This is a genomic window from Streptomyces sp. NPDC026672 (assembly GCF_040638185.1).
In the GTDB taxonomy this organism is placed as follows: domain Bacteria; phylum Actinomycetota; class Actinomycetes; order Streptomycetales; family Streptomycetaceae; genus Streptomyces.
In genome coordinates this window covers 175,709-198,620 of the sequence record NZ_JBEZXS010000004.1, presented here as the reverse complement: position 1 = coordinate 198,620, position 22,912 = coordinate 175,709, and the positions used below count along the sequence as shown (strand labels likewise).

The 22,912-nt window shown below is 65.7% G+C and carries 28 protein-coding genes; all 28 read left to right on the top strand.

The window, feature by feature from the left end; translation table 11 throughout:
* The first annotated feature begins 4 nt into the window (after positions 1 to 4).
* The 28 genes from AB0F77_RS05830 to AB0F77_RS05695 all read left to right on the top strand — a co-directional run bounded on the left by AB0F77_RS05830 (position 5) and on the right by AB0F77_RS05695 (position 22,912).
* Positions 5 to 2,926, top strand: a complete 2,922-nt coding sequence (locus AB0F77_RS05830) for a hypothetical protein (protein ID WP_361942048.1) — start codon at positions 5 to 7, stop codon at positions 2,924 to 2,926.
* On the top strand, positions 2,923 to 5,001 hold the full coding sequence (locus tag AB0F77_RS05825; RefSeq protein WP_361942045.1) for a hypothetical protein: 2,079 nt from the start codon (positions 2,923 to 2,925) through the stop codon (positions 4,999 to 5,001). Before AB0F77_RS05830 ends, AB0F77_RS05825 begins: the two co-directional genes overlap by 4 nt.
* Positions 5,002 to 5,014: 13 nt before the next feature.
* Entirely contained in the window at positions 5,015 to 5,323 is a 309-nt protein-coding gene (locus tag AB0F77_RS05820; protein WP_361942042.1) for a hypothetical protein, read from the top strand.
* Positions 5,324 to 5,468: 145 nt separating this feature from the next.
* Entirely contained in the window at positions 5,469 to 6,347 is an 879-nt protein-coding gene (locus AB0F77_RS05815; RefSeq protein ID WP_361942039.1) for a hypothetical protein, read from the top strand.
* A 98-nt stretch (positions 6,348 to 6,445) separates the two neighbouring features.
* Positions 6,446 to 6,889, top strand: a complete 444-nt coding sequence (locus AB0F77_RS05810; RefSeq protein ID WP_361942036.1) for a hypothetical protein — start codon at positions 6,446 to 6,448, stop codon at positions 6,887 to 6,889.
* Between the two features lie 172 nt (positions 6,890 to 7,061).
* Entirely contained in the window at positions 7,062 to 7,595 is a 534-nt protein-coding gene (locus AB0F77_RS05805) for a hypothetical protein (protein WP_361942033.1), read from the top strand.
* Positions 7,595 to 8,257 (top strand): ATP-binding protein, encoded by a 663-nt coding sequence (locus AB0F77_RS05800; protein ID WP_361942031.1) that lies wholly within the window; start codon positions 7,595 to 7,597, stop codon positions 8,255 to 8,257. Before AB0F77_RS05805 ends, AB0F77_RS05800 begins: the two co-directional genes overlap by 1 nt.
* A complete protein-coding gene (locus AB0F77_RS05795) occupies positions 8,254 to 8,706 on the top strand; it encodes a hypothetical protein (RefSeq protein ID WP_361942028.1) in 453 nt (150 codons plus the stop codon). Before AB0F77_RS05800 ends, AB0F77_RS05795 begins: the two co-directional genes overlap by 4 nt.
* Positions 8,707 to 9,540 (top strand): BRO family protein, encoded by an 834-nt coding sequence (locus AB0F77_RS05790; RefSeq protein WP_361942025.1) that lies wholly within the window; start codon positions 8,707 to 8,709, stop codon positions 9,538 to 9,540.
* Positions 9,540 to 9,815, top strand: coding sequence for a hypothetical protein (locus AB0F77_RS05785; RefSeq protein ID WP_361942022.1), 276 nt, complete (start codon positions 9,540 to 9,542; stop codon positions 9,813 to 9,815). Before AB0F77_RS05790 ends, AB0F77_RS05785 begins: the two co-directional genes overlap by 1 nt.
* Positions 9,812 to 11,050: a DnaB-like helicase C-terminal domain-containing protein gene (locus tag AB0F77_RS05780; RefSeq protein WP_361942019.1), complete on the top strand. Its 1,239-nt coding sequence runs from the start codon at positions 9,812 to 9,814 to the stop codon at positions 11,048 to 11,050. Before AB0F77_RS05785 ends, AB0F77_RS05780 begins: the two co-directional genes overlap by 4 nt.
* The gene (locus AB0F77_RS05775) at positions 11,028 to 12,002 is read left to right on the top strand and encodes a CHC2 zinc finger domain-containing protein (protein ID WP_361942016.1); all 975 of its coding nucleotides are present in this window, start codon (positions 11,028 to 11,030) and stop codon (positions 12,000 to 12,002) included. Before AB0F77_RS05780 ends, AB0F77_RS05775 begins: the two co-directional genes overlap by 23 nt.
* Complete coding sequence (locus AB0F77_RS05770) at positions 12,002 to 13,588, top strand: DEAD/DEAH box helicase (protein WP_361942013.1); 1,587 nt, start codon at positions 12,002 to 12,004, stop codon at positions 13,586 to 13,588. The genes AB0F77_RS05775 and AB0F77_RS05770 overlap by 1 nt, the downstream gene beginning before the upstream one ends.
* 104 nt (positions 13,589 to 13,692) lie before the next feature.
* Positions 13,693 to 14,172 (top strand): hypothetical protein, encoded by a 480-nt coding sequence (locus tag AB0F77_RS05765; protein ID WP_361942010.1) that lies wholly within the window; start codon positions 13,693 to 13,695, stop codon positions 14,170 to 14,172.
* Entirely contained in the window at positions 14,169 to 14,624 is a 456-nt protein-coding gene (locus AB0F77_RS05760; protein ID WP_361942007.1) for a hypothetical protein, read from the top strand. Before AB0F77_RS05765 ends, AB0F77_RS05760 begins: the two co-directional genes overlap by 4 nt.
* A gap of 3 nt (positions 14,625 to 14,627) precedes the next feature.
* The gene (locus AB0F77_RS05755) at positions 14,628 to 15,356 is read left to right on the top strand and encodes a hypothetical protein (RefSeq protein ID WP_361942004.1); all 729 of its coding nucleotides are present in this window, start codon (positions 14,628 to 14,630) and stop codon (positions 15,354 to 15,356) included.
* Positions 15,357 to 15,437: 81 nt separating this feature from the next.
* Positions 15,438 to 17,321: a DNA polymerase gene (locus AB0F77_RS05750; protein WP_361942001.1), complete on the top strand. Its 1,884-nt coding sequence runs from the start codon at positions 15,438 to 15,440 to the stop codon at positions 17,319 to 17,321.
* Positions 17,322 to 17,343: 22 nt separating this feature from the next.
* Entirely contained in the window at positions 17,344 to 17,712 is a 369-nt protein-coding gene (locus AB0F77_RS05745; RefSeq protein ID WP_361941998.1) for a hypothetical protein, read from the top strand.
* On the top strand, positions 17,709 to 18,125 hold the full coding sequence (locus AB0F77_RS05740; protein WP_361941994.1) for a hypothetical protein: 417 nt from the start codon (positions 17,709 to 17,711) through the stop codon (positions 18,123 to 18,125). The genes AB0F77_RS05745 and AB0F77_RS05740 overlap by 4 nt, the downstream gene beginning before the upstream one ends.
* 36 nt (positions 18,126 to 18,161) lie before the next feature.
* The gene (locus AB0F77_RS05735) at positions 18,162 to 18,365 is read left to right on the top strand and encodes a hypothetical protein (protein WP_361941991.1); all 204 of its coding nucleotides are present in this window, start codon (positions 18,162 to 18,164) and stop codon (positions 18,363 to 18,365) included.
* A gap of 57 nt (positions 18,366 to 18,422) precedes the next feature.
* Complete coding sequence (locus AB0F77_RS05730) at positions 18,423 to 19,466, top strand: hypothetical protein (RefSeq protein WP_361941988.1); 1,044 nt, start codon at positions 18,423 to 18,425, stop codon at positions 19,464 to 19,466.
* On the top strand, positions 19,466 to 19,780 hold the full coding sequence (locus AB0F77_RS05725) for a hypothetical protein (RefSeq protein WP_361941985.1): 315 nt from the start codon (positions 19,466 to 19,468) through the stop codon (positions 19,778 to 19,780). The genes AB0F77_RS05730 and AB0F77_RS05725 overlap by 1 nt, the downstream gene beginning before the upstream one ends.
* A complete protein-coding gene (locus AB0F77_RS05720) occupies positions 19,780 to 20,145 on the top strand; it encodes a WhiB family transcriptional regulator (RefSeq protein WP_361941982.1) in 366 nt (121 codons plus the stop codon). The genes AB0F77_RS05725 and AB0F77_RS05720 overlap by 1 nt, the downstream gene beginning before the upstream one ends.
* The gene (locus AB0F77_RS05715; protein ID WP_361941979.1) at positions 20,127 to 21,035 is read left to right on the top strand and encodes a hypothetical protein; all 909 of its coding nucleotides are present in this window, start codon (positions 20,127 to 20,129) and stop codon (positions 21,033 to 21,035) included. Before AB0F77_RS05720 ends, AB0F77_RS05715 begins: the two co-directional genes overlap by 19 nt.
* Entirely contained in the window at positions 21,032 to 21,505 is a 474-nt protein-coding gene (locus tag AB0F77_RS05710) for a hypothetical protein (RefSeq protein ID WP_361941976.1), read from the top strand. Before AB0F77_RS05715 ends, AB0F77_RS05710 begins: the two co-directional genes overlap by 4 nt.
* Positions 21,505 to 22,071 carry a crossover junction endodeoxyribonuclease RuvC gene (locus AB0F77_RS05705; protein WP_361941973.1) on the top strand — a complete coding sequence of 189 codons (567 nt, stop codon included), beginning with the start codon at positions 21,505 to 21,507 and terminating at the stop codon, positions 22,069 to 22,071. Before AB0F77_RS05710 ends, AB0F77_RS05705 begins: the two co-directional genes overlap by 1 nt.
* Positions 22,072 to 22,132: 61 nt before the next feature.
* Positions 22,133 to 22,420 (top strand): stage V sporulation protein S, encoded by a 288-nt coding sequence (locus AB0F77_RS05700; protein ID WP_361941970.1) that lies wholly within the window; start codon positions 22,133 to 22,135, stop codon positions 22,418 to 22,420.
* Between the two features lie 117 nt (positions 22,421 to 22,537).
* Complete coding sequence (locus AB0F77_RS05695; protein WP_361941967.1) at positions 22,538 to 22,912, top strand: hypothetical protein; 375 nt, start codon at positions 22,538 to 22,540, stop codon at positions 22,910 to 22,912.

Genomic DNA, 22,912 nt, shown 5'->3' with positions numbered 1-22,912 from the left:
CGCCATGGGTGTCTACCAGCTCGACATTTACGCCAAGACCCTCTACGGCGCACCTCTTTTCGTCGCCTTCAACTCCAACGTCACTGTGGAGCAGCGCAGTTACGGAGCACTGGAGGTGGCGTGGGATACGCCGATTCAGGCTGCCGCCTCGCAGATTCTCGCAGGGGTGAAGGCTTGGACGAAGCTCCGCCTGGTGCGTAACAGCTATGGAATCCCGGAGGCCGAGGACGACGGCTGGAACATTCTGGAGACACCGGCTGGCACGGAGACCAACACGTTCCTCGACGACACGGTGGTACCCGGACAGGTCTACTACTACGGCATTTTCGTTTCGACGGCACCGGACACCTGGGACTCAACGGTCACCTACTACCCGGGCGACCTGGTCACCTACAACTCCAGCGTCTACATCGCCATTCAGGCCGGCCCCAGCGGCGCCCCCGATCTGAATCCGACCTACTGGAGCCTTTCCTCCATCAGCGAGCAGTGGATGCGCTGCGGCGGCGGAGTCGGACTCGCTGTCGGGGACTTCGGAAACAGCCTCCTCCTTTACGACAACATCCCGCGCCCGTACAAGGTCGAAACAGTCGAATCAACAGCATCGAGCATTCCCGTCAACGAGCAACTCGCCCGCTTCTGCATGCTGTTCGGGTACTTCTTCGATGTCATGAAGTGCGAGAACGACCAACTCTTGCGCCTCAACAACGTCCTGCGATGCACTGACCGGCAAATCACCCTACTGGCACAGCAGATGGGCATTGCAGACCGCCTGCCCACGCTGCCGGAACTTCGCCGAACCTACGTCCGCGATGCTGCCCTGATTCAGCGCGACCGAGGCAGTGTTTCCTCAACAGCCGCGCTGGTGAAGGCGATTACCGGGTGGGACTCGGACGTGTCGATCGGCTACAACGAACTGCACGACCTCGACGAATCCGCCTTCACCAGCCCCACGTATCCGACCTGGCAGCGCGACACTGTCTACTCGACCACGGCCGGCTCCCAGCTCTACTCCGACATCGTTCAGTACAACGGCGAGCTGTACGCCGCGGTCGGCACTCCCCGGCGCGAGTCCGCGTACCTGTCCTATGTCGCCGGAACGAATCCGACCCGGACCGGCACCGGGACGATCGTGCGTGACCCCGACCGCGTGGCCGACCCGTACCCCGGCTACATCCACCTCGACAACGCGGCCGTCGGCGACATCCTGACGTTCACCTTCAGCGCGGCGAGCGGCGGGGCGGGATTCTACAACGTGCTCCTGGTGGCGGTAGCCGACCCCGGCGGCGGCATCATCACCGCCAAGGTCAACGGGGTCGCCGCCACCATGCCGGCGCTCGACCTCTACAGCCCCTCCCGGCAGCTCATCCCGATTCAGCTCGTCGGAAACTTCAACCTGACCGCGACCGGCAACACCCTGGCCCTCACGGTGACGGGGAAGAACGCCCTCTCGACGGGCTACGGCATCACCGCGTGCTACTGGATGATCCAGGGCGGCGGCATCAACATCAACGTACGGCCGACCGGCGACGCTCTGTCCGCCACGTACTGGCAGGCCCTGACGCCCAATACGCTCCAGGACACTCTGACCGAGCAGAACATGCTCACGGGCGGCTACGGGAGCTGGAACCTCTCGCTGCCCAGCGGGACCATCAACCCGGACGTCTCCTCCGGCGTGAGCCCCGACTGGTGGATCTCACCCCAGGGCGCCCGCTCAGGTACCAGCAGTCCAGGTACGGGCAACTCCCTGAACTACACCGCCAAGACGACCGCGGGCACCCGCGAAGTGTTCCTGTCCGGGCTCGTCCGGGCCTCCACCTGGGACTCGACGAACACCTACTTCCCGGGCCAGGCGGTCATCTGGAATCCACTGGGATGGGGCAAGGCTCCGGTGTACGTGGCCCGTGCGCAGTCCGTCGGCCGGCAGCCGGACCTCAGCCCGGAGAAGTGGACGTTCACGCCCTACACCGCGAACACGTCCCCTGAGCCCAGCCGCATCGTGTCCGACTCCGTCTATACGCCGAAGGTGATTTCGTGGTCGGCCACGAAGGCGTACAAGAAGGGGGACCGCATTGCCTGGCGCGGCCACCTCTACGAAGCCGCGCTCCCTTCCCTGGGGATTTTCCCGTCGGGCTACAACACGGACAACCAGTGGTGGCGCTGGTGCGGGCTGAACTCGCAGCGCTACACGTACACGCTGTACCACAACCGCACGGCCACGGCGACGGGCGAAGACGTCCGTCTGTTCATCAACTTCTACAACTCCTACGGCACTTTCGGCGGCACTGGCTTCCTGGGATCTGATGCCCAACTGCTGTACGACCGCTTTGAGTTGCAGAACTACGCCTACCCGCAGTCCACCGGCAGCGCACCCGCGGGCTACGTGAAGCCTGCCGCCGGTCAGATGGGTGTCCCGATTCCCTGGAACGTCTCGTACGGCACCTGGGAGAACGCGCGGGGCGTCGTCCGGCCCACCGCCTGGAATGCCGGCGCCGGAACGAACGAGAAGAAGGCAGGCCGTGTCCTGTGGTTCAACCGGGTGTGGGTCTATGACCCGGTTCCCGCCGGGCACCAGGGCGAGCAGGCGTACGTCACCTTCATGTCCGCCCCGGACAACAGCGCCGGAACGATGGAGCACGGCGTCGTCTTCCGTTACAGCTCAACGGCCTACTGGCTCGCCTCCCGGGACCGGCTCACCTACACCACCGTCACCCTGTCCGGCTCGACGGTAACGGCCGTCACGGTAGAGCAAGTTGCTACCTGGACACCGGTGCAGTCCGGTGAGCGGTTCCGCGTCCGCAACCGTGCCGCAGACATTCTCGTGGAGTCCCGAATTCCCGGCCAGAGCTGGCGCACCCTCGCGACCGTCAACGACACACGCAACAACACCTCCTACGGCTGGGGGCTGCTGGAAAGGGTGCGCTCATGACCGTCCCCATCCCCGTCGAATTCGCCGGGACGAGCGTCGGAAACGGCGTATTCGACCCAGCCCTCCGGCTCATCACCCAGATATCGCTCGCCGGCACCAGCGTGGGCAACGGCTCATGCGTCCTGACGCAGTCCGACGTCCCGGGTGCCTTCGCCGATATCGCCGTGGTGCCCTACGGCCCCTCCGTCTACCCGGACCCCGCCTTCACTCACGTCACCTCTGGCGTGTATCGGCCCGGGGGAACCGGTGACACCGTCGGACAGTGGAAGCGTCTCTCCCTGTCCCTCACCGTTCCCAACTCCGAGTACGTACCCGGTCCCATGGGCCGCATCTACGGCATCTTCGACCAGGCCCGTCTCGGCGTCACCTCGTCGAACATGGCGGTGAACGAGACGCAGCAACTGGCCTACGTTCAGTTCGAGAAGACCCCGCCGGGCAGCGATCTGGACACCAACCAGTTCGGCTCCAACCTCTTCACGCTGGAGCAGGCGTCCTACGAGGGCCGAATGCTGTACGAGCCCGTCGGCGGGGCTGGCGAGACCAGCTACATGACGTTCAGCCGGACGACCGAGCGAGCCTCCTGCGGCGCCTTCTCCGGGAAATTCGTCTACCAGTCACCTCCGCCGACGAACTCCTACACCGCCGTGCAGAACTTCGGGACCTACCCGAACCTCCTCGCCCGACGGCAGACGTACGCCGACGTGAAATACAGGGCCTTCACCACCGACGACGCGCTGCCGGGCACGACTCCGAGCACTGACGTCGGCGGCACTCCGGTGGCGGCGCCGGCCACGCTCACGCTGCGACCGCTCCAGGCAGCCTTCGTCCGGGTCGAGCCCGGCGTGACCTACCAGGCCCAGATCTCCGCCGCCGCGGAAGTGGCCGGCCAGCAGTTCCAGTGCGCCATCCTGCGCTACGACGCCAGCTTCAACCTCATCGGCACCTACGCCGCCGGCTCCGCCGTGACCACGGCCGGGGGGTTCAAGTGGCAGCAGGCCAGCGCCCAGCTCCTCATGGAGGACACGGCGGTGTGGGCCGCCGTCGTCCCGCGCGTCACCAGCGGTGGCGCGAGCCGGTTCGTCTTCTTCACCGACGAGCACCGCATCTGGATTCCGTCCACCTTGGCGACGAAGAAGAACAGCGCCAGCCCGGCCCGCTCCTGGCAGCCGCCGCGCCAGCTCGTGCTCAAGCTCCGCGCGACCCGCCTGAACTTGGTGAAGAACCCGTCGTTCCAGAACAGCGTGTGGGGATGGAACCAGGTCAAGGACCCCAGCCTGACCGCCGCGCTCACCCTGGTCTCCGGCGGCGGCATCGTGGGAAACGCCGCGTCCTTCAGCATCACCACGGCGCCCACCGCCACGTTGATCAACGGCCTGTCCCCGCGCACCGGCGTGACGACCGTGACCGGCCAGAGCGCTCTCATCACCCGCCTGAAGCCCTCCACGGTCTACACCGCGTCGCTGTACGTGAAGCCGGTCGCCTCCTCCGTGCCCATCACCATCTGGGCCCACAACGGCGATCAGCTCGTACGCGGCACGAGCAGCCCGATTTTCGACCCCACCGGGAACACGACCTGGTACCGGCTAGCGGTCACCTTCAAGACCAGCCCCACCTTCGGCGGCGACGGTGCGGTCAGTCTCGGGTACGCAGCCGACGACATCGCCTCGGTGTACAGCGCGATCCAGCCCGGCACGAACGACGCCGTGTGGGCGCAGGTCGACCAGGCCCCGGTCGCCGAGCCGAACTGGTCGCAGAGCATCCCGTACACCGCGAGCGCGCGAGTGCAATACGACGGGCTGCTGTGGGAGTCGGTTGTGGCGAATGGCCCGTACGCGAACATCGGGCCGCTCACTTTCTACTACGACCACTTCCTTCTCGAAGAAGCCGACAAGGTCGCCCCGTATTTCGACGGCAATAATCCGAGCGGCGACTACATGTGGGAGGGCACTCCCGGAGACTCCCGCTCCCACTATTACCGCGGAAAAAGAGTCAATCAGTACCGTCTCGATCAGATCATCCAGCGCCAACTCGGCGTGGGCGCCTCGTACCGGATCGTGTACGCGAGCGCCCCCTGATGCAGGGGCCCTCATGACATATCTGATCGTGCTCGCACTGGCCACCTTCTTCGCCTGGGAATGCGTCCTGCTCCCCCTGGTCCGCCCGGTGTGTGACCTGCTGCGTCTGCCTGAGATCGCCGCCGGATACCTGAAGTCCCTGACCGCCCTGGGCGCCGCCCTGGCTCTCGACCATTGGGTGGACAGGGACTTCCTTCTGCCTATCGCGGCAGCTTCACTCGCCGGAACTCTCACCATGCTCCGCCGTTCGAGTGAGACACAAAACATTTCGGCGATCGTCCGCGGCAGGGCCAGACGAGGTATGCCAATGCCGGGTCCTTAGAGGTCAGCGGGGGTGTCTCACTCTCCCGGGCTTATTTGCGCCGCCAGAGTGGATTCGACAGAAACGGTCACGACACCCCTATTTTCCGGCAGGCAGGGAAGGCAACATCGCTCCCGCCAAGCACATCAACCCATGTGAGGAAAATATGGCTACTGGGAAGCGCCCGGTAACACTCGGAATCTTCGGGGGCGGCGACGTATCCCCGGAACTGGTCTGCGACTCCCTCAACGATCAGTTCGCCTTCGGGCCGGAAGACGGCGAGGGGTACTTCGCCCCCTCGGAGGAGTACGACCTGGCGGTGTTCCTGCCGGCCGGAGGCTCCGTCACCTCCGAGGGTGTCCACCGCGTGTGGGAGTGGGCCATCCGCTGCGAGCTGCCCTACAAGGTCATCTGGGACGAGACGGGCAACGGCCACACGGTCGACGTGCTGGGCAACGTCGAGTCCGCCGAGGACGACATCACGATCGTCGACAACATCGGCATCGCTCTCATCGAGCAGCTCAGCAAGGGCGAGAACCCCATGCTGCTCGTGATCAGCGAGAACGAGACGTTCGACGACGCCACTGCCGAGGTCGCCGCCGCCGCGCTACGCGCCGAGATCCCGGTGCACGACCTCTCCCGCGCGCTGCTGGAAATCACCTGGCGCCATCTGCCGGACCACACGCCGCCGGAGACGCCGGCCGTCGAGACCGAGGCCGACGGACAGATGGCGCTCGCGGTCGTCTCCGACGCCCCCGACGTGACGCTCAGCGCCCAGGAGGCCGCCACCGTCACCGCGGCCTTCACCCGGGCCGAGGAACTGCTGGACACGATCGGCACCGGCCTGCTGGACCGGATCGCCGAGACGCGGGAGTCCCTGATCCACGGCCGCTCCCTTCTCGCCCCCAAGCCGGAGAAGTCCGTCGAGGACGGCCACCCGAAGAAGACCCGGGTGGAGATCTTCGACGAGAAGAAGAACGAGTGGGTCCCCGCAGGGCGGGGCCGTCCCCAGAAGGGCGTCCAGAAGCGCCGCGTTCCGGCATGACACGCAGAAAGGCCCCGGCGGACCTTGACCGGATTCCGCCGGGGCCTGGCTCCTGATGGCCGCCACGCCATATCAACTGCATTCTCCGGGAGAATAGCATGAGTGATCACATTCTCGAAGACTCGGAAAACGGCAGCGAATTGCCGATTTCCGTGGAGGACATCCTCTGCCGGGTTCCCGCCCGTGCGCGGCTGGCCTACACGTTCCTGGTGACCAACGCCAAGTCCCGCTACGACGCGGACACCGGCTGGTCCTGCGCCTACATCACCCAGCAGGCTCTTGCTGACGAAATGTACGTCTGCCTGCGCACTGCCACCCGCGCCATCCGGGACCTGCGAACTCACGGGCTGGTACGGGTTCTTGCGTGGCCTGGCGCCCACACCGAAACCCAGGTCCGTATCGCCTCGGTCGACATCTCCTCGCCTTTCGGCCCGATCCAGGCCGCGCTCGCGCGTGCTCCGAAGCCGCAACTCGTCGACAAGGCCATTGCACAACTCGTCGCCCAGAACCGCGAATTGGAGGCTCTCGCGGCGGGCGTGTGACGGAGTAATCCCGGTGACGCAGCAACTGACGCATCGAGCGCGCGTATACGTGCTCAAGCGCAAGCCCTAGCTCAAGCAAATAGCTAGGCAAATAGAAACCTACGGTTTCTATTAGCTGCCCACGAACATTCGTTCGGGGCAGTTCTGGCCCGCCACACAGCCAGGAGAAGAAATGGCTCGCAAAAGCATTCACGACCCCGACGCCGAACTCGACGCCACGGCCATCGTCCAGAGGATGCTCCGAGGCGACCAGGAGACTCCCGCAGCGCCCCAGACCTCCTGGACTCCACCTGAGCATGGCCAGCGTCGCTCACGGCGCTCCAGGGGCCGCCAGTACGGGCCGGACAGCATCCCGGGCCTGGCCGACTACTTCACCGCCGCCTGCCCGCCCCTGAGCTGGTCCGGCGGCCTGGAGATCGGCAACCGCCAGGCCCTCGTCGCGGTCTTCTCCGAGCTGCGGCGCGAGGCCCGCCTGAGCCCCGACGACTGCCGCGCCCTGGTCGACCTCTACGTCAGCCACCTCGCCGGCCGCAGCCCCAACAAACCGTACGTCTGGGACTTCAAGTGGCGCCGCTACCAACTCCTTCGGGATCTGCGAGGCACCGGCCTCACCGTCACCGACGAGGAGTACCGCACCTGGGAGCAGCCCGCCCAGAACGACCCGGCCGCGGACAACGCCTTCACCTCCTCCTGGGAGAGCGCCTGATGATCACCACGCGTATGGACCCCGAGAAGGCCCGGTGGGTCGGGACCGGAATCCCGCCGCGCTTGAGGGGCCTGACCTTCAACGACGTCGAGGAAATGGGCGGCCAGGCGGAAGCCGTCAAAAAGGCCCGGCACTTCGTCAACGGCTACCGCGCGCAGCAGTCCAAGAACTGGCGCGGCCTGCCGACCAGCCCCAATGTCTACGGGCTGGGCCTGCTGTTCGCCGGCCAGCCCGGGACCGGAAAGACAACCCTGGCCGCCGCGGTCCTGTGCGAGCTGCGCAGGCGGTACGGCCTCACCGTGTACTGCGCCCGCTACAGCGACCACATCGAGCGCGAGCGAAAACTTGTTCGTGCGGATCAAAACGTAGATCCCGAGCAGATCTCCCGCTGGCAGTACGCCGTCGAACGCGTTCAGTGGGCCGACGTGGTCCTGCTCGACGACGTCGGCCACGAGCACAGCACGGACTCGAAGTTCGCCGAGGACACCCTGGAGCGCCTGCTGCGGCAGCGATACGACGAGGGCCGGCCGACACTCATCACCACGAACCTCTCCGGCGACGACTGGGCCGCCCGGTACTCCAAGCCCTTGCGCTCCTTCATGGACCAGTGCACCCGCCGGCAGATCTTCACCGGCGAGTCCTACCGGCGAGGTGACCAGTGATCGGCGGGGACCTCGACGACGCGCCGCTGCCCGCCGAGGTCTACGTGGTCTGGGAAGGACTGCTCGGCGTCCCCACCACCCGGTACAGCGTGAAGCGCTTCCACAGCCGGCTGCGCTGGCACCGGCCGCGGGCGGCCCTGGCCCTCTACGAGACCAACCAGGCAGCCGTCCAGGCCCTGTGGGACCTGTGGGAGGCGGACCAGCGCGTCGCGGTCGTCACCTACCTGCCCGTCGCGGCCGTCGGCGCACTCGCGGAACGCCTGGACCGGGAGCACGTGCCCCACACCCGGCTGGTCGTCTCACAGCCCCGGGACATGAGCCGGCTCATCGCCCTGCTCGACGACGTCGCGCGGATCTTCCACGGCTTCCCGGAACACAACCTGCTGTACGGCCCCAAGGGATTCCTGGTCCCCCCGCAAGCACCCGAACTCATGCGAGAGGTCCTGTAAATGGGCATCGACGCCATCCCCCTCGTATTTCCCGAGACCAACAAGCGCGTGAGGGTGCTCATGGTCGACGGCGCCCCCTGGTGGGTCGCCCGCGACGTGTGCAACGTCCTCGAAATGGAGCGGCCCGACGCCGCTCTGCGCGGCCTCGACGACGACGAAAAGGGTGCTCAGACTGTGAGCACCCCCGGCGGTGACCAGCGCATGTCGGTCATCAACGAGTCCGGCCTGTACTCGATGGTGCTCCGCAGCCGGAAGGCTGAGGCCAGGGCATTCAAGAAATGGATCACTGGCGAAGTCCTGCCGGAGATCCGGCGCACCGGCGGCTACGGCGCCGACCGGCCGGCGTTCGACACCCCCAAGACCTTCGGCGACGCGCTGCTCCTGGCCGCGCAGCAGTGGGAGGAACTCGAAGCGGCCAAGAAGGAACTCGAAGCCGCCGCGCCGAAGGTCGAAGCCGCCGACACCTATTTCGCGAGCGACAAGTTCCTCCTGGTCCGTGAGGCCGCGAAACTGCTCGGGATCAAGGAAAAGGGCCTGCGTCTCCTGCTCGTGGAGAAGGGATGGATCTTCCGGCACCGCAACGCCTACCGGGATTCGTACTACGACGTCACCGCGAAAATCGCGGATGCCGGGCTGCTGGCCACTCGCGTCTACACGCGGATGGGCGAGGACGGCGGGGCCAGGACCACGTACACGGTCTACGTCACCCCCAAGGGCATGGAGGCCATCCGCAAGATCCTCCGCGACCTCGCCGATAGAGGAAACGTTCCTTCAATCCGGCACGGGCTCTCCACCCGGACAGCCCGCCCTCTCCCGCAGGGCGGTTCCTCCTGATGACGGACTACCTCCCGCCGGGCGCCTTCCGCCGCGAAACCGTTCAGCTCATCCCGGACAAGGTCGGCAAGACGGCACGCTTCGAGTCCGAGATCGGGGTGCGCGGCTACGACTGCCTCCCGCTCGTGGGCTGGGCCGTGGTCGTCACGTTCCAGGACGACGAACTGCCGCGCATCACCGTCGAGCCCGTTGTGGACGACGACTGCATGGGCCCCGTCGCGATCGGCGACCTCGAAGAGGAAGTGGGTCCTCTCACGCTGCTGGAGATCGTGTGACCAGCATCGAGGAGGAGGTCATCTCCTACGTCGCCCTGACCGGGGACCTGGACACGGTCGTCGGTCAGGCCGGCGGGATCACCACCGACCACTTCCTGGACCCCGAGACCCGCAAGGTCTTCTCGTCCATCCTCGCCTTCAAGGCGGACTTCGGAGAGCCGCCCACCCCGGAGGTGATCCACCGCGATCACCCCAACTTCCCTTTCAGCGAGGACAGTTCGGGACCGATCGAATACTTGCTGCGGGAACTGCACGAACAGCGCCGCCGCACCATCATCGACCTCGGCATGGGCGCCGTCGGCGAGGCCCTCGACAGGGGCGGCTCGGAGGCCGCCCTGCCGCTGCTGCGGATGATGCTCGCGCAGGCGACCACCGCGGCCGTCGGCTCCCGCGAGGTCGACTACGCGGCCACCGGTGCCCAGCGCCTGGACGTCTACCGCCAGGCCCGCGACAACCCCGGCGAGCTGTTGGGCATCCCCACGGGTTTCAAGTTCCTCGACGCAGCCACCCTCGGCATCCAGCCCCAGCAGATGATCGTCCTCACCGGCCTGGCCAAGTCCTGCAAGACCACGGTCATGCTCGGGATGACGCGGTCAGCGTACGACTTCGGCGCCAAGCCGCTCCTCGTCAGCTTCGAGATGCCCTACCAGGAGATCGCCAGGAGGCTGGACGGGTTCCTCGCCAGGGTCAACCCCAAGAAGCTCCAGACCGGCCAGATCTCCGCGAAGGAGTGGCGCCAGCTCGAAGCCGCCCTCACCGATCCCCTCGGCGAGCAGCCGTACATCGTCACCGAGGACCGGGCTGGCGCCATGACCATCGCTGGGCTCCAGACGAAGATCGACCAGCTCTCGCCGAGCGTGATTTTCGTGGACGGCGCGTATTTCCTGTTCGACGAAATCAGCCGCGAATCACAGACGCCGATCGCCCTCACGAATATTTCCCGGGGGCTCAAACGGCTCGCACTGAACAACGACATTCCCGTGGTCGTCACCACGCAGAGCCTCTCGCACAAGGTCGGCGCCAAGGGCCTGACCGTGAACAGCCTCGGCTACACGTCCGCGTGGGGCCAGGACGCGGACCTTGTCGTCGGCATGGAAGCGACGGACGAGGACTTCATTTACCGCATGAAAGTCCTGGCGAGCCGGAATGCCCCGCCCCAGGAGCACCTGATCTCCATCTCCTGGGAGCCCCCGCAGTTCGAGGAGGCCGAAGTTGAAGCCGACCTCCCCTACTGACTTCTGGGACAGCCTGGCAGCCTTCGCCAACCCGGTCCCGCACGACATTCCCAGCGCCCTGCGCGCCCTGGGAATCGACGTACTACGGGAGTTGAGCAAGCCCGACTCAACGGAGTATCTCGCCCGGTGCCCCGCGCACCTGGCCCTCACCGGGAAGCAGGACCGTCGGCCGAGCTTCTCCGTCAACGGTACGACCGGCCTGTTCCACTGCTTCTCCTGCGGGTACGCCGGGCCCTTCATCGAACTCGTGGAAGACGGCCTCGGCTACAACCGCATCGAGGCGTTCCAGTGGATCGCCCGCCATGGTGTGTACCGCACCGTCGAGGACAACGGCCCGGCCCCCGAAGCCGCGGAAACCGCCCGCGTCAACGAGGCATCCCTGGCGCTGTTCGTCCCACCGCCGACCAGGGCGTGCGAGCGGCGCGGCGTCACACCCGAGGCATGCCGGGACTTCGGCGTTCTGTGGGACCCCGAGACGCGGCGCTGGATTCTCCCCATCCGCGACCCGTTCACCAGGGAGCTGTGGGGCTGGCAGGAGAAAGGCAAGCGGTTCTTCCGCAACTACCCCGCGGGCATCCACAAGTCGCTCACGCTCTTCGGCGACCTGACCTGGCGCGGCGAAACCGCTCTGCTCCTGGAATCCCCGCTCGACACCGTCCGGGCTCACGCGCTCGGGATACCCGGCGCCTTCTCCAGCTTCGGTGCGTACGTCTCCGAAGCACAGATGCGGCTCCTGAAAGCTCGCTGCCGAAATCTCGTTCTCGGCCTCGACAACGACGTGGCCGGCCGCACATCCCGGGACAAAATCCACGGCCGCTGGAGGCCGCGTGGACTCCCCATGAAATTCCTCGACTACAGCCACACCCCAGCGAAAGACCTCGGGGACATGAGCGACGCCGACGCGCTTTCCGCGTACGAGAACGCCCACCACCCCTGGCGCAGGAGGCGTTGATGTTCACCGGACAACTGTTCCCGTACCAGTACGAGGCCGTCGACCGCGTCCTGTCCGACCGACGCATCCTCGTCGCCTACTCCATGGGCACCGGCAAGACCGTGCTCACCATCGCAGCCCTCGAAGAACTCTTCGGCCGGGGAGACATCCGCCAGTGCGTGATCATGGTGCCCTCCAGCCTGAAGTGGCAGTGGGCACAGGCCCTGGCGAGATTCACCGACACCCCCACCCGCACCATCACGCTGCGCGGCATGGACCTGGTCGTACCGACCGAGGACGTGTGCGCCGTCATCAACGGCACCCCCAAGCAGCGCCGACGGCAGTGGCAGGCCGCGCACCACGCGGACTACGTGATCGTGTCCTACGGCTCCGTCCTGCACGACTGGAAGGAGCTGTGCGCCCTGCCGGCCGACGCGCTCGTGCTCGACGAGGCCAGCGCGATCAAGAATTTCTCGGCCCAGACCACCAAACGTGTCAAGAAACTCCGGCCCCCGATCCGAATTGCTCTGACCGGCACGCCGGTTGAGAACAGGCCCGAGGAAGTCTTCAGCATCATGGAATGGGTCAACACCCAAATCCTGGGCCGCTGGGACCTGTTCGAGAAGTCCTACATCAACCGCAACTTCTTCGGCGGGGTCTCCTCCTACAAGAACCTCGGGCTGCTCCACAAGAACCTGAGCCGCGCGATGATCCGGAAATCCAGGCTGGACCCCGAGGTCGCGAAGTACCTGCCCGCCGTCACCGAGACCACCCGGCACGTGCAGCTCGACAAGACCACGAGGTCCATCTACAAGGCCATCCTCGCCGACCTCCAGGCCGCGATGGACGAGCTGGCCGAGGCCGGCGGCGACTTCGACCTGGCGGCCTACTACGCCGGCATCAAACCGGACGGGGCCTTCGGCGCCCAGGGCAAGCTCATGGCCCGCCTCCAGGCGGCCCGGCTCCTGCTGGACCACCCGCAGCTCCTGATGGACTCCGCGGTGGCGTTCCACGAGGGCACAGGCGGTTCGCAGTACGCCGCCGAGTTCGCCGCGGGCCGCTACGACCTGCCGGACCTCCACGCGGCGCCGAAGCTCGCCGTACTGGACGACCTGGTGGGCACTATGCTCGCCGAGCCTGGCACCAAGGCCGCGATTTTCACCGACTACCGGAAGATGCTGCCCTACCTGTCGGAGCGGCTGGACAAGCACGGCGGGATGGTCCTGTTCCACGGGCAGCTCAACTCCGACGAGAAGGCCGCCGTCCTGGCCCGCTTCAAGACCGACCCGGAATGCCGGCTGTTCATCTCCACAAATGCGGGCGGTTACGGGCTCGACCTCCCCGAGGCCCAGTACCTGGTGAACTACGACCTGCCCTACTCGAACGGCGTCCTCTCTCAGCGAAACACCCGGCATGTCCGGGCCTCGTCGAAATTCGACCGCGTCCACGTCACCAATCTCGTGGTCGAGGAGACCATTGAGGAACGCGTGCAGGCCACGCTCGCATTGCGTCAGAAACTGTCTCAGGCCGTGGTCGACGGAACCGGCGCCGGCGCCCTGGACATGGACATCGAGTCACTCGCCGAGCACATCGAAAATGTTGGCTGAGGCACTCGTTTGGCCGATTGGCCGCGATTTTTCAGACTCGTAGGGTTTTCGGACCGGAGCATTCCGAGTAGCTCCTTCCCCCGAGCACCGCCCTGGGAGCAAACGTGCCCGAAGAGAACATCGACAGCACGGCCTCACCGGAACCCGAATCGAAGCCCGTCCCGTTCGACCCGGTCATTCCGACCTTCCGGGAATGGGCCGTACTCAAGGCACAGCAGACAGAACTCACCTCGCGGATGAACAAACTCCGCGACAAGGTGGTGGCCGCGGTCCAGTCGCGCGGATACGCAGACCACAAGGGATCTCAGTACATCGATCTCCCTTTCCCCATTCCGGTCGGCGACAGCGAGTACATCCGCATCAAGCGGGAGCGTCGCGTGTCCATCGTGGCCGACCTGGAGGCGGCCGAGCGGATCACCAAGGGACGCGGGGACCAGGTCTACCGTCGCGCCTTCCCCCCGGTCCCCACGCTGGACGCGGACGAGTTGTACGTCCTCCTCCAGGAGGGCGAGCTGTCCGAGGAGGACATGGACCAGATCATGGTCCAGAAGGAAACGTTCGCCTTCCGGGGACTGACGACGTGAACGGCATCGTCCCCCCTCGCCAGCCTCTGGACGTCTACCCGGGCACCAGCCGCCCCATCGGTGCCGCCCACCCCACGCAGGGCTATCCGGGCGGAGACGCCCGCTGGGACGAGGACCCCGTCTACAAGAAGATCTCCGGCTTCCACCGGGAATTCTTCGCCATCTCCCACCTTGCGAATGCACTCGGCCGAGCCCCGAAGACGATCTACAAGTGGGAAGCCAACGGCCTTTTCCCTGGGGCGACTTGGATCTACAACTCGGATTCCAGGAACGGCCGACGGCGCCTCTACACCAGGCGCCAGATCGAGGGCGTCGTCCTCATCGCCTTCGAAGAGGGCGTCCTCTCCCAGACGCAGCGCTTCATCTCGCAGACGAATTTCCCTGAGCGCTGCCGCGAACTGTTCATCCAGACGCGTGCGGCACTCCCCGAACCCATTCAGGACTGGAGCTAGACCATGCCCGAATCCCGCACGTACGGCCGTCGTCGCCGCCAGCTTCCCGCCACTACGTCCAAGACCGAGCAGGCCGGGTTCGAGGTCGGCAAGCGCGAGGCCATCTCTGGCCGCGTCGTAGCCACCGGCGCCGGCGGCCCGACCCAGATGGCGGGCTGGGACGCCATGGACAAGACGGCGTCCGCCTCCGGCAGCGACATGTACCTCAAGGTCACGGAGGAGGCCACCGTCATCAAGATTCTCGGGGACGGCCCCTTCGACGTGTACAACTCCCACTGGATCGAGGAGATCGAGGACGGCTCGAAGTCGGTGCGCTGCTGGGGCACACCCGACTGCCCGCTCTGCGTGGTCGGGGACAAGGCCAAGCGGTTCAGCGCCTGCTTCGACGTCATCAGCCTGGAGGACCCCGACACTCCCGTCATGAAGATCTGGGAGGCCGGCATCAAGATCGCCCGGCAGCTCAAGGACATCGCGACGGACGGCAAGCGCGGCCCGCTGAACCGGGGCGATCTGTACTTCACGATCAAGAAGGAACAGAAGAAGAAGTCGGTCGAGTACACCCTGGAGCGCGTCAAGGAGCGCGATCTGTACGAGGAGTACGACGTCGAGCCCCTCACCGACGAGGCCCTGGAGACGTTCCTGGCCGAGGCCCATCAGTGGGGCGACGTCGTGAAGGAGAAGCTCGACGAGGACGCCATGCAGGAGGTCGTCGACCTCGTCATGGAGGGCTGAGCCCAACCCCCGCCGACCGCCCGCCCCGGGTGAGGACCCACACCCCGGGGCGGGCTGCTTCTCCGATCCAGGGGACGTTCCGTGCACCAGCTCGTCACCACGACCGACCAACTCCACGACGTCATCGAGTACTTCGAGGGGCGCGACGGATTCGCATTCGACGTCGAGACCGTCGGACCGCACCGCGGCGTGCCGGCCGTCAACGAAGTCACGTGGCTTTCCCTGTCCACTGATGGCGCCTGCTCGGTCATCCCGCTCGGCCACCCCAACGGCTACAACCTTCTGCGGAAAGCCACCCGCAGGAAGAACAAGCAGACCGGCGAGTGGGAGCACCTTCCGGCTCTGTTCGACGAGCCCCCGAAACAGCTCCGGCCCTCACAGGTATTCGGCGCGCTGGAGAACCTCTTCTTCTCCGACCGCGTCAAGGTCGCCCATAACGCCCCGTTCGACCTCTTGAGTGTCGCGAAGTACTTCCCTGGCCGCGGCTTTCCGCCCCCGCCCTACGGGGACACCATCGTCGCCGCCTGGCTGCTCGACGAGAACCGGCTCCTGGGCCTCAAGCCACTGGACCGCGAGCGCTACGGGCTCGACTACGACCACGACAACACCGGCAAGTGCGTCGAGAAACACCCTTTCGGCCAGGTCCAGGAGTACGCGTGGCTCGACGGCCGTACCACCTGGCTCCACTGGAAAGACATGCGGCCGAAGATCACGGCCGAGGGCCTGGACGACATGTGGGCCCTGGAGATGGACGTCCTGCACTGCCTGCTCCACATGGGCCGCGGCGTCCCCATCGACATCCACGCGCTCAGGGAACTGCGCACCCGGCTGCGCGCCGAGATGGAGCATGCCGAAGCCGAGGTCTACCGGGCCGCCGGCAAGGTCTTCAACATCAACTCGACCCCGCAGAAACAGAAGATCCTCTACGAGGAGCAGGGTCTCAAGCCCCGGAAGCTGACCAAGAAGGGCGCTCCGTCCACGGACGCCGAAGCCCTGGAGCCCTACAAAGGCCGCAACAACTTCGTCAGCGCCCTCCTCGGCTACCAGGACGTCAGCAAAATCCTGTCCACGTATGTCGAGGGGTACCTGGGCGACGGCGAGGAAAAACCGACCCAGATCTTCAACGGGCGCATCTACCCGATGCTCAAGCAATACGGCACGGTGACCGGGAGGTTCAGCGCCTCCACCCCCAATATCCAGAACTGGCCGCGCGCCGACACTGAGTGGGGGAAGGCCATCCGCGACCTGGTCGACCCGCTTCCCGGGTTCGTCCTCCTGGTCGCGGACTACGCTCAGATCGAGCAGCGCATCCTCGCGCATTTCGCGGGCAAGGGCGCACTCTGGCAAGGGTTTTGGGACGGAGTGGACGCCCACACCGCGACGGCCGCAGCCGTATTCGGCGTCGCGCCCGAAGACGTCACCAAGCAAATGCGGCAAGTAGCCAAGGCCATCGCATTCGCCATCAATTATGGCGCGGGGCCGCAGAAGGTCGCGGACATGTCGCACACAACCCTGCGCCGGGCCAAGCAGATCCTCGCGACGCACGAGAAGCAGTTCCCCGAGGTCTACGCCTACAAGCGCAAGCTCCTGCGCACCGTCAGGTCCCGCCGGCCGGAGCCCTACCTGCGCACCCTGCTCGGCCGGAAGCGGCGCCTGCCGGACCTCTTGTCGTACGACCGGGGCCTCCGGGCCAAGGCAGAGCGCCAGGTCGTGAATTCCCACATTCAGGGATCGAACGCGGACATCACGAAGCTCGCCCTGGTGCGCCTGCACAAGAGCCTGCTGCCGGACATGCAGATCCTGCTCACCGTGCATGACGAGATCGCTGCCATGTGCCCGGCCGATATCGCCGAGGAAGGCGCCAAGGTGCTGCACGAGGCAATGGCGGGCGAGGGAATGCAGCTCCTCTCCGTGCCTGTCACCACGGACGTAAAAATCTGCCACCGCTGGTCTGAAGCGAAATAATTCCACGACCTAGGCTGGAACCATGCCAGACATCGAGACCTCAGCACCCGCAGTATTCCGTGGAATGCTCCGCGACATTGTCGCGTGCCGCGACTTCGACGAGGTGTGCCTAATGCTCGGACTGGTCCCGGCCGGCCCGGACGTGGACGAGGTTGAACACATCCAGTCCCACCAGCGGATCGAACAATTCATGCCGGTGGCATACGAGGCACTTTCGCACGCCGATGTCGCAGCGAATGTCCTCTGCCGACTGACCCATCTGAGCGGCGACGGAAGGGACATCGACGAACGCTCGATGGCGATGTTCAACTTCGTCAGCCGTACCGCCTGTACCGCGGTTATCTCTCACCTTCTGGAAAACGGAACGCTGAAAATCGGAGAGGACTCATGAGCAGTGACTTCTGGCTGAACAAGTTCCGCGAGGCCCAGGCTGGCCAGCCCCAGCCTCGCCAGCAGGCCGGCCTCACCCCGGCCGGGACGCCGTGGTGGGCCCACCCCACGTACGTCCGGCCCGAGACTCCGCCGGCCGCCCCCCGGAGCGATCCCCAGCAGGTGCAGCGCGAGTACCAGACCGAGCGCGCCCAGTCCGCCAAGCAGTCGGAGCGGTGCCCGTCCTGCCAGGGCGAGCACTACTGGCGGGCGACGCCCAACTCCATGGCCCAGTGCTTCGACTGTGGGTGGCCCGTCCAGAACTCCACCCAGGGCGTCGCCATCGCCAACAACAGCTCGGCTCCACAGAAGGTCTCGCTGCACCAGGCCAAGGGCAGCGGCTACAACCCGCAGACCATCATCGGCCGGCTCTGAGTTCTTCCCAGGCACCCACTCGTCCAAGGAGATCCCATGCGTGCCGCACTTCTTGTCGCCGGCGTCAGCCTCATCGCCGTCGGCCTGTACATGATTTTCTTCGGGGAAAGCGCAAGCGATGCCCCGGCGGAAACGCCCCGCATTCCGGCGGCCAGCATCGGCCCTGACGGCGCCGAGCCCGCTTGGACGCACGTCTGCCTCGGCACCGACGATGAGCCAGCCGGGTGTAAGGACATCTAAAAATAGGCCACCCATTTGGCCCTGTGCGGTATTTTTTCCGTTTCATACGGTTTGGGAATGCCGCTCAGTGATGAGACCCGCGCTCTCATGGCGCGGATCAACAAGAAGTACGGCGCCGGCTCGGTAGTTCTTGCGTCCAAGATGCCTGCCGTTCCCCGATTCCCTTCCGGGTCACTCTCTCTCGACGTAATGCTCGGGGGAGGGTGGCCAGGTAACCAGTGGAACGAAATCCTGGGCAGCGAAAGCTCCGGGAAGACAACGATCGTCCACAAGACCATCGCCGCGAATCAACAGCAGAATCCGGAGTTCACGACGTTCTGGGTCGCCGCAGAAGGCTACGACCACGAATGGGCCACGACTCTCGGAGTCGATGTGGACCGCGTCATCGTCTTCGAGACGAACGCGATGGAAGACGCGTACGCCGAAATGATCAAGGCGGCTGAGTCGCGGGCCGTGGACGCTGTCGTGCTCGACTCCTACCCGGCGCTGGTCGCACTCGACGAGGACGCCAAGGACATGGACGAGGCGACCATGGCGTCCGGGGCCAGGGTGACCGGCAAGTTCTTCCGGAAGGTCGGGCAGGCGACCCGCCGCAGCCTCGTCGAGCAGGAACGACCGCTGCTGGCCCTGATCGTCAACCAGTTCAGAGACCAGATCGGTGCCTGGGCTCCGGCGGGCGGCACCCCGAAAACCTCTCCCGGCGGAAAAGCCAAGAACTACGCGTACTACACGCGCTTGGAAGTCTCCCGCACGGAATGGATCGACGAGAAGCGCCCCGCCGGCGGATCGATACGCGTCGGCCAGGTCATCAAAGCCAAGACTCTCAAGTCGAAGGCAGCCGCCCCGCAGCAAGTAGCCACGCTCCGCTTCTACTTCGCCAACAGCTCGACGGGAATCTACGCGGGCGAATACGACCTCGCTTCGCAGCTCATCACCCAGGGCATCTACCACGGCCTCATTCGCCTCGACGGCAGTTGGTACAAGTACGCCGACTACCAGTGGCACGGCGACAAGAAAATGGCCGCCGCCATGCGGGAAGACCTCGACCTCCAGCAGCAGCTCAGCGCCGACGTGATGGCCGCGATCCGGAGCGAGGACTGATGGACCGCCGAATCAAATCCTCTCGTACCCAGGAGAAGAAGTTCGCCAAGGACATCGGCGGGACCACCGTCGCCGGAAGTGGAAATGGCTGGGCGGTCAAGAACGACGTCCGCAATCAGCAGTGGTCCATCGAATGCAAGACCACGGCCGCGGCCAGCTTCTCCCTCACCCACCGCGACCTGATCAATGCCGAGAAGAACGCCCTCCTCGACCTTCGCGACATGGCCTTCGCCATCGAAATGCGGGGTCGCACCTGGGTCGTCCTCTCCAGAGAAACGTTCCTGCGCCTCATTGAACGCGAGGAGGGCACGTGATGGGAATTCGCGCCGTCGTCAACGCACCCAACTGGAGCGAATCACATCACCGGGGAGAGGCAAAGTGCCGCGACGCATCCCTCACCCCGACGCGCAATCGCGACGTGTTCTTCGAGGACGAAGCCCTCGCGCTCGACATCTGTAACGGCACCTACGACGGCAGGGTCTGCCCCCGCCGCACGGAATGCCTCCGCGTCGCCATGTTCAACAAGGAGAACTTCGGCATCTGGGGCGGCATGAACGCCAAGGACCGCCTGGATATGCGCATGCGGTACCCCGGAATGCCCGAGCGCTGGATCTGGCACGCCCCCGGAGAAACAGAATCACCGAGCAACGAGGAGACCCAGTGGCCAGCCGCGTCGTAAAGGGCGGACACGCGCTCACCGAATACCTCAACGCGGCCAAGAGCATGGAGCCTCTCTACGGGGACGTGCAAAAGCACGTCCTGGAAAAGGCCCTCAAGCCCTCCGGCCGGCGCCAGGACGTCCTCCACCCGAGCGAGATGGTCAAGCCGGACTGGTGCCACCTCGCCGCGTTCCACCGCCTCCGCCTGGAAGTCGAGCCAGCCGACCGCAGGAAGACGAGCTTCACCCGCGAGAACATCTTCCAGGAGGGGCACGAGACCCATACGAAGTGGCAGCGGTGGCTCACCGAGATGGGCCGCCTGGCAGGCGACTGGCACTGCCGGGCCTGCGACCAGGTGTTCTGGGACGACGAGACGCCGACCTGCTGCCAGCTCTGCTCTGCCTCCCGCCGGTGCATCGAGTACGCCGAAGTACCCCTCAACGCTCACCCTCTGCGTATCGGGGGCAAGGCGGACGGCTACAGCCCGCACGACAACGCGCTCATCGAGATCAAGACCCTCGGGCTCGGATCGCTGCGCTTCGAGCGCCCGGAATTCCTTGAGCGCTACACGGTCGAAACGGACGAGTTCGGAAAGCTGCCCGATCTCACCCGGTTGTGGCGCGACTTCCGCCGGCCGCTGCCTTCCGCCGTGCGCCAGACCCAGCTCTACATGTACCTCGGCGTGCATTTCGAGGATCTCGAAGTCGACCGCACCATCTTTTTCTACGACTTCAAAAACACCCAGGAGACGAAGTCTTTCACCGTCACCTATGACGAGAGCTACTCCGAGCCGCTCATCGAAGCCGCTGCCGCAATCGTCGACTGCGTCGCCGCCGACGTCGCACCTCACTGCAACATCAACGGCCGTATCGGCTGCGCCTCGTGCCTGGAATTCAAGGAGCAGAAGTGACCACCGCCGCCGAACGTCTCTGGGACGAACTCGAAACGATGGGCTTCGAGAAGGAAGAGCGCCCCGACGGCTACCTCCCCGCTCTGCCACTCGACATCACGGAGCTGACCGACCAGGAGCTGATGGTCCTCTACGGCCAGTACGTCTCCTGGACCGCGTACGCAGCCGCGCGCCTGGTCGAGGCCCGCGCGAACGAGAAGGCCGCGAAGCAGAACCTCAACCACTCCCTGGCCACCGCTTCCCTGAACGCGTCCATGGAGAAGACGGTCGCAGGCAGGAAGGCCGCTGCCGCGGCTGACTCCCGGGTCCAGGCCGACGAAGAGAAACATGTCGCGGCCCTCAGCCTGTGCGAGGCCCTCGACATGGTCCACAGGAATGCCGAAGCCCGCGGCAGCTTCTGTTCCCGAGATCTCAGCCGTCGGCAGAACAGCCGTGACACCGAGACCCGCGCCCACCGGTGGGGGGTCTGATGCCCCGCATCTACATCGGCATCGACCAGTCCTACTCCGGCTGCGCGGTCGTCTCCTTCAGCCCCTCCACCAACATCGCCACCGAGCACGTCTACGACTTCTCCCCGGCCAAAGCCGGCACCGGCCCGCAGCGCCTGGGCTACGTCCACAACATCCTGCGCGAGCACTTCATGTACCTGCGCCAGGAGGGCACCGTCGGCCAGGTGTGCTTCGAGGGCTACGCCTACGGCTCGAAGTTCCGCAGGGAGGAGCTGGGCGAGCTGGGCGGCGTCATGCGCCTGGCCCTCGTGCAGACCTTTCCCCCGCATCTGCTGCGTGCTGTCGCGCCGACCACGGTGAAGAAGTTCGTCACCGGCAGCGGCCGGGCCGACAAGGACAAGATGATGCTCGCCGTGTACATGCGCTGGAAGCACGAGTCCTCCAGCCATGATGCGGCCGACGCCTACGCCTTGGCCCGCATCGCGGCCGACTTGGAGGCCGAGCAGCCCCTGGAGCTGAAGTTCCAGCAGGAAGTCATCGACTCCCTGCTCAACCCGAAGCCGGCCCGGTCGAAAAAGGCGGCATAACCGGAAGTAATTCCGCGCACATACGCTCCCTGCATCAGCTCTAATGCAGGGAGCAATCATCGTGCAGACTCAGCCCGATGCGGTCTCCGACAAGGAATTCCGCGTCAAGTCGACGACACCACCGCCTGAACTCGGCTCCGCCATCGCCCACGCCATCAAGGCCGGACACCAGGTCGTCTTGAAGGCGGTGGGCGCCGGTGCCATCAACCAGTCAGTCAAGGCCATCCCGATCGCGCAGTCATTTGTCTCGTCGTTCGGCACCACTCTGACCGAGGAGATCACCTTCTTCCGCAGCAAGTCTCCCGAAGGGGAACTTCTCGGCATCGCGATCCGCGTCATGGGCTCGTGAAATATTCGCCGAAAACTACGGAGACCTAAACTCCCGAGAGCAGGCCCGCTCACCACCAATTCGTACAGCACTCATGTTCAGCATCTCCAGGGCCCCGACCGCCGCGCGGAGGAGAACATGAGCCAGCACTGGACCCCGCCCAACCGAGGCAAGACGAACGTCGTCAGCAGCCTCAACACGGGCGAATTCCCGACGATGGGCAGCGAATCGCACCGCGTCACCTGGGCCCGCCCGACCAACGGCACCTCCCGGTCCCGCTCCGGCCTTTCCAAGGGCGCCGACCCCACGGTGAAGAACAAGTCCAACCGCAGCCAGCGCACCACCTCGGCCTCCGAGACCTACGGCCCGGCCGGCGTCGTCACCGTCGCCCGCTCCTACCACGGCCCCGGCTGCCCCTGCTGCGCCACCACCAGCAGCCGTCAGGTGCGCTCCGCGTTCGGCGAGCAGGAGAACTTCCGCAGCGGAGGTTCGACCGGCTACAAGGCGGGCTGA

Coding starts and splice junctions, on each gene's coding strand:
- AB0F77_RS05830 (WP_361942048.1), top strand. CDS start 5: ATGGGTGTCTACCAGCTCGACATTTACGCCAAGACCCTCTACGGCGCA.
- AB0F77_RS05825 (WP_361942045.1), top strand. CDS start 2,923: ATGACCGTCCCCATCCCCGTCGAATTCGCCGGGACGAGCGTCGGAAAC.
- AB0F77_RS05820 (WP_361942042.1), top strand. CDS start 5,015: ATGACATATCTGATCGTGCTCGCACTGGCCACCTTCTTCGCCTGGGAA.
- AB0F77_RS05815 (WP_361942039.1), top strand. CDS start 5,469: ATGGCTACTGGGAAGCGCCCGGTAACACTCGGAATCTTCGGGGGCGGC.
- AB0F77_RS05810 (WP_361942036.1), top strand. CDS start 6,446: ATGAGTGATCACATTCTCGAAGACTCGGAAAACGGCAGCGAATTGCCG.
- AB0F77_RS05805 (WP_361942033.1), top strand. CDS start 7,062: ATGGCTCGCAAAAGCATTCACGACCCCGACGCCGAACTCGACGCCACG.
- AB0F77_RS05800 (WP_361942031.1), top strand. CDS start 7,595: ATGATCACCACGCGTATGGACCCCGAGAAGGCCCGGTGGGTCGGGACC.
- AB0F77_RS05790 (WP_361942025.1), top strand. CDS start 8,707: ATGGGCATCGACGCCATCCCCCTCGTATTTCCCGAGACCAACAAGCGC.
- AB0F77_RS05785 (WP_361942022.1), top strand. CDS start 9,540: ATGACGGACTACCTCCCGCCGGGCGCCTTCCGCCGCGAAACCGTTCAG.
- AB0F77_RS05770 (WP_361942013.1), top strand. CDS start 12,002: ATGTTCACCGGACAACTGTTCCCGTACCAGTACGAGGCCGTCGACCGC.
- AB0F77_RS05755 (WP_361942004.1), top strand. CDS start 14,628: ATGCCCGAATCCCGCACGTACGGCCGTCGTCGCCGCCAGCTTCCCGCC.
- AB0F77_RS05745 (WP_361941998.1), top strand. CDS start 17,344: ATGCCAGACATCGAGACCTCAGCACCCGCAGTATTCCGTGGAATGCTC.
- AB0F77_RS05740 (WP_361941994.1), top strand. CDS start 17,709: ATGAGCAGTGACTTCTGGCTGAACAAGTTCCGCGAGGCCCAGGCTGGC.
- AB0F77_RS05735 (WP_361941991.1), top strand. CDS start 18,162: ATGCGTGCCGCACTTCTTGTCGCCGGCGTCAGCCTCATCGCCGTCGGC.
- AB0F77_RS05730 (WP_361941988.1), top strand. CDS start 18,423: ATGCCGCTCAGTGATGAGACCCGCGCTCTCATGGCGCGGATCAACAAG.
- AB0F77_RS05725 (WP_361941985.1), top strand. CDS start 19,466: ATGGACCGCCGAATCAAATCCTCTCGTACCCAGGAGAAGAAGTTCGCC.
- AB0F77_RS05720 (WP_361941982.1), top strand. CDS start 19,780: ATGGGAATTCGCGCCGTCGTCAACGCACCCAACTGGAGCGAATCACAT.
- AB0F77_RS05705 (WP_361941973.1), top strand. CDS start 21,505: ATGCCCCGCATCTACATCGGCATCGACCAGTCCTACTCCGGCTGCGCG.
- AB0F77_RS05695 (WP_361941967.1), top strand. CDS start 22,538: ATGAGCCAGCACTGGACCCCGCCCAACCGAGGCAAGACGAACGTCGTC.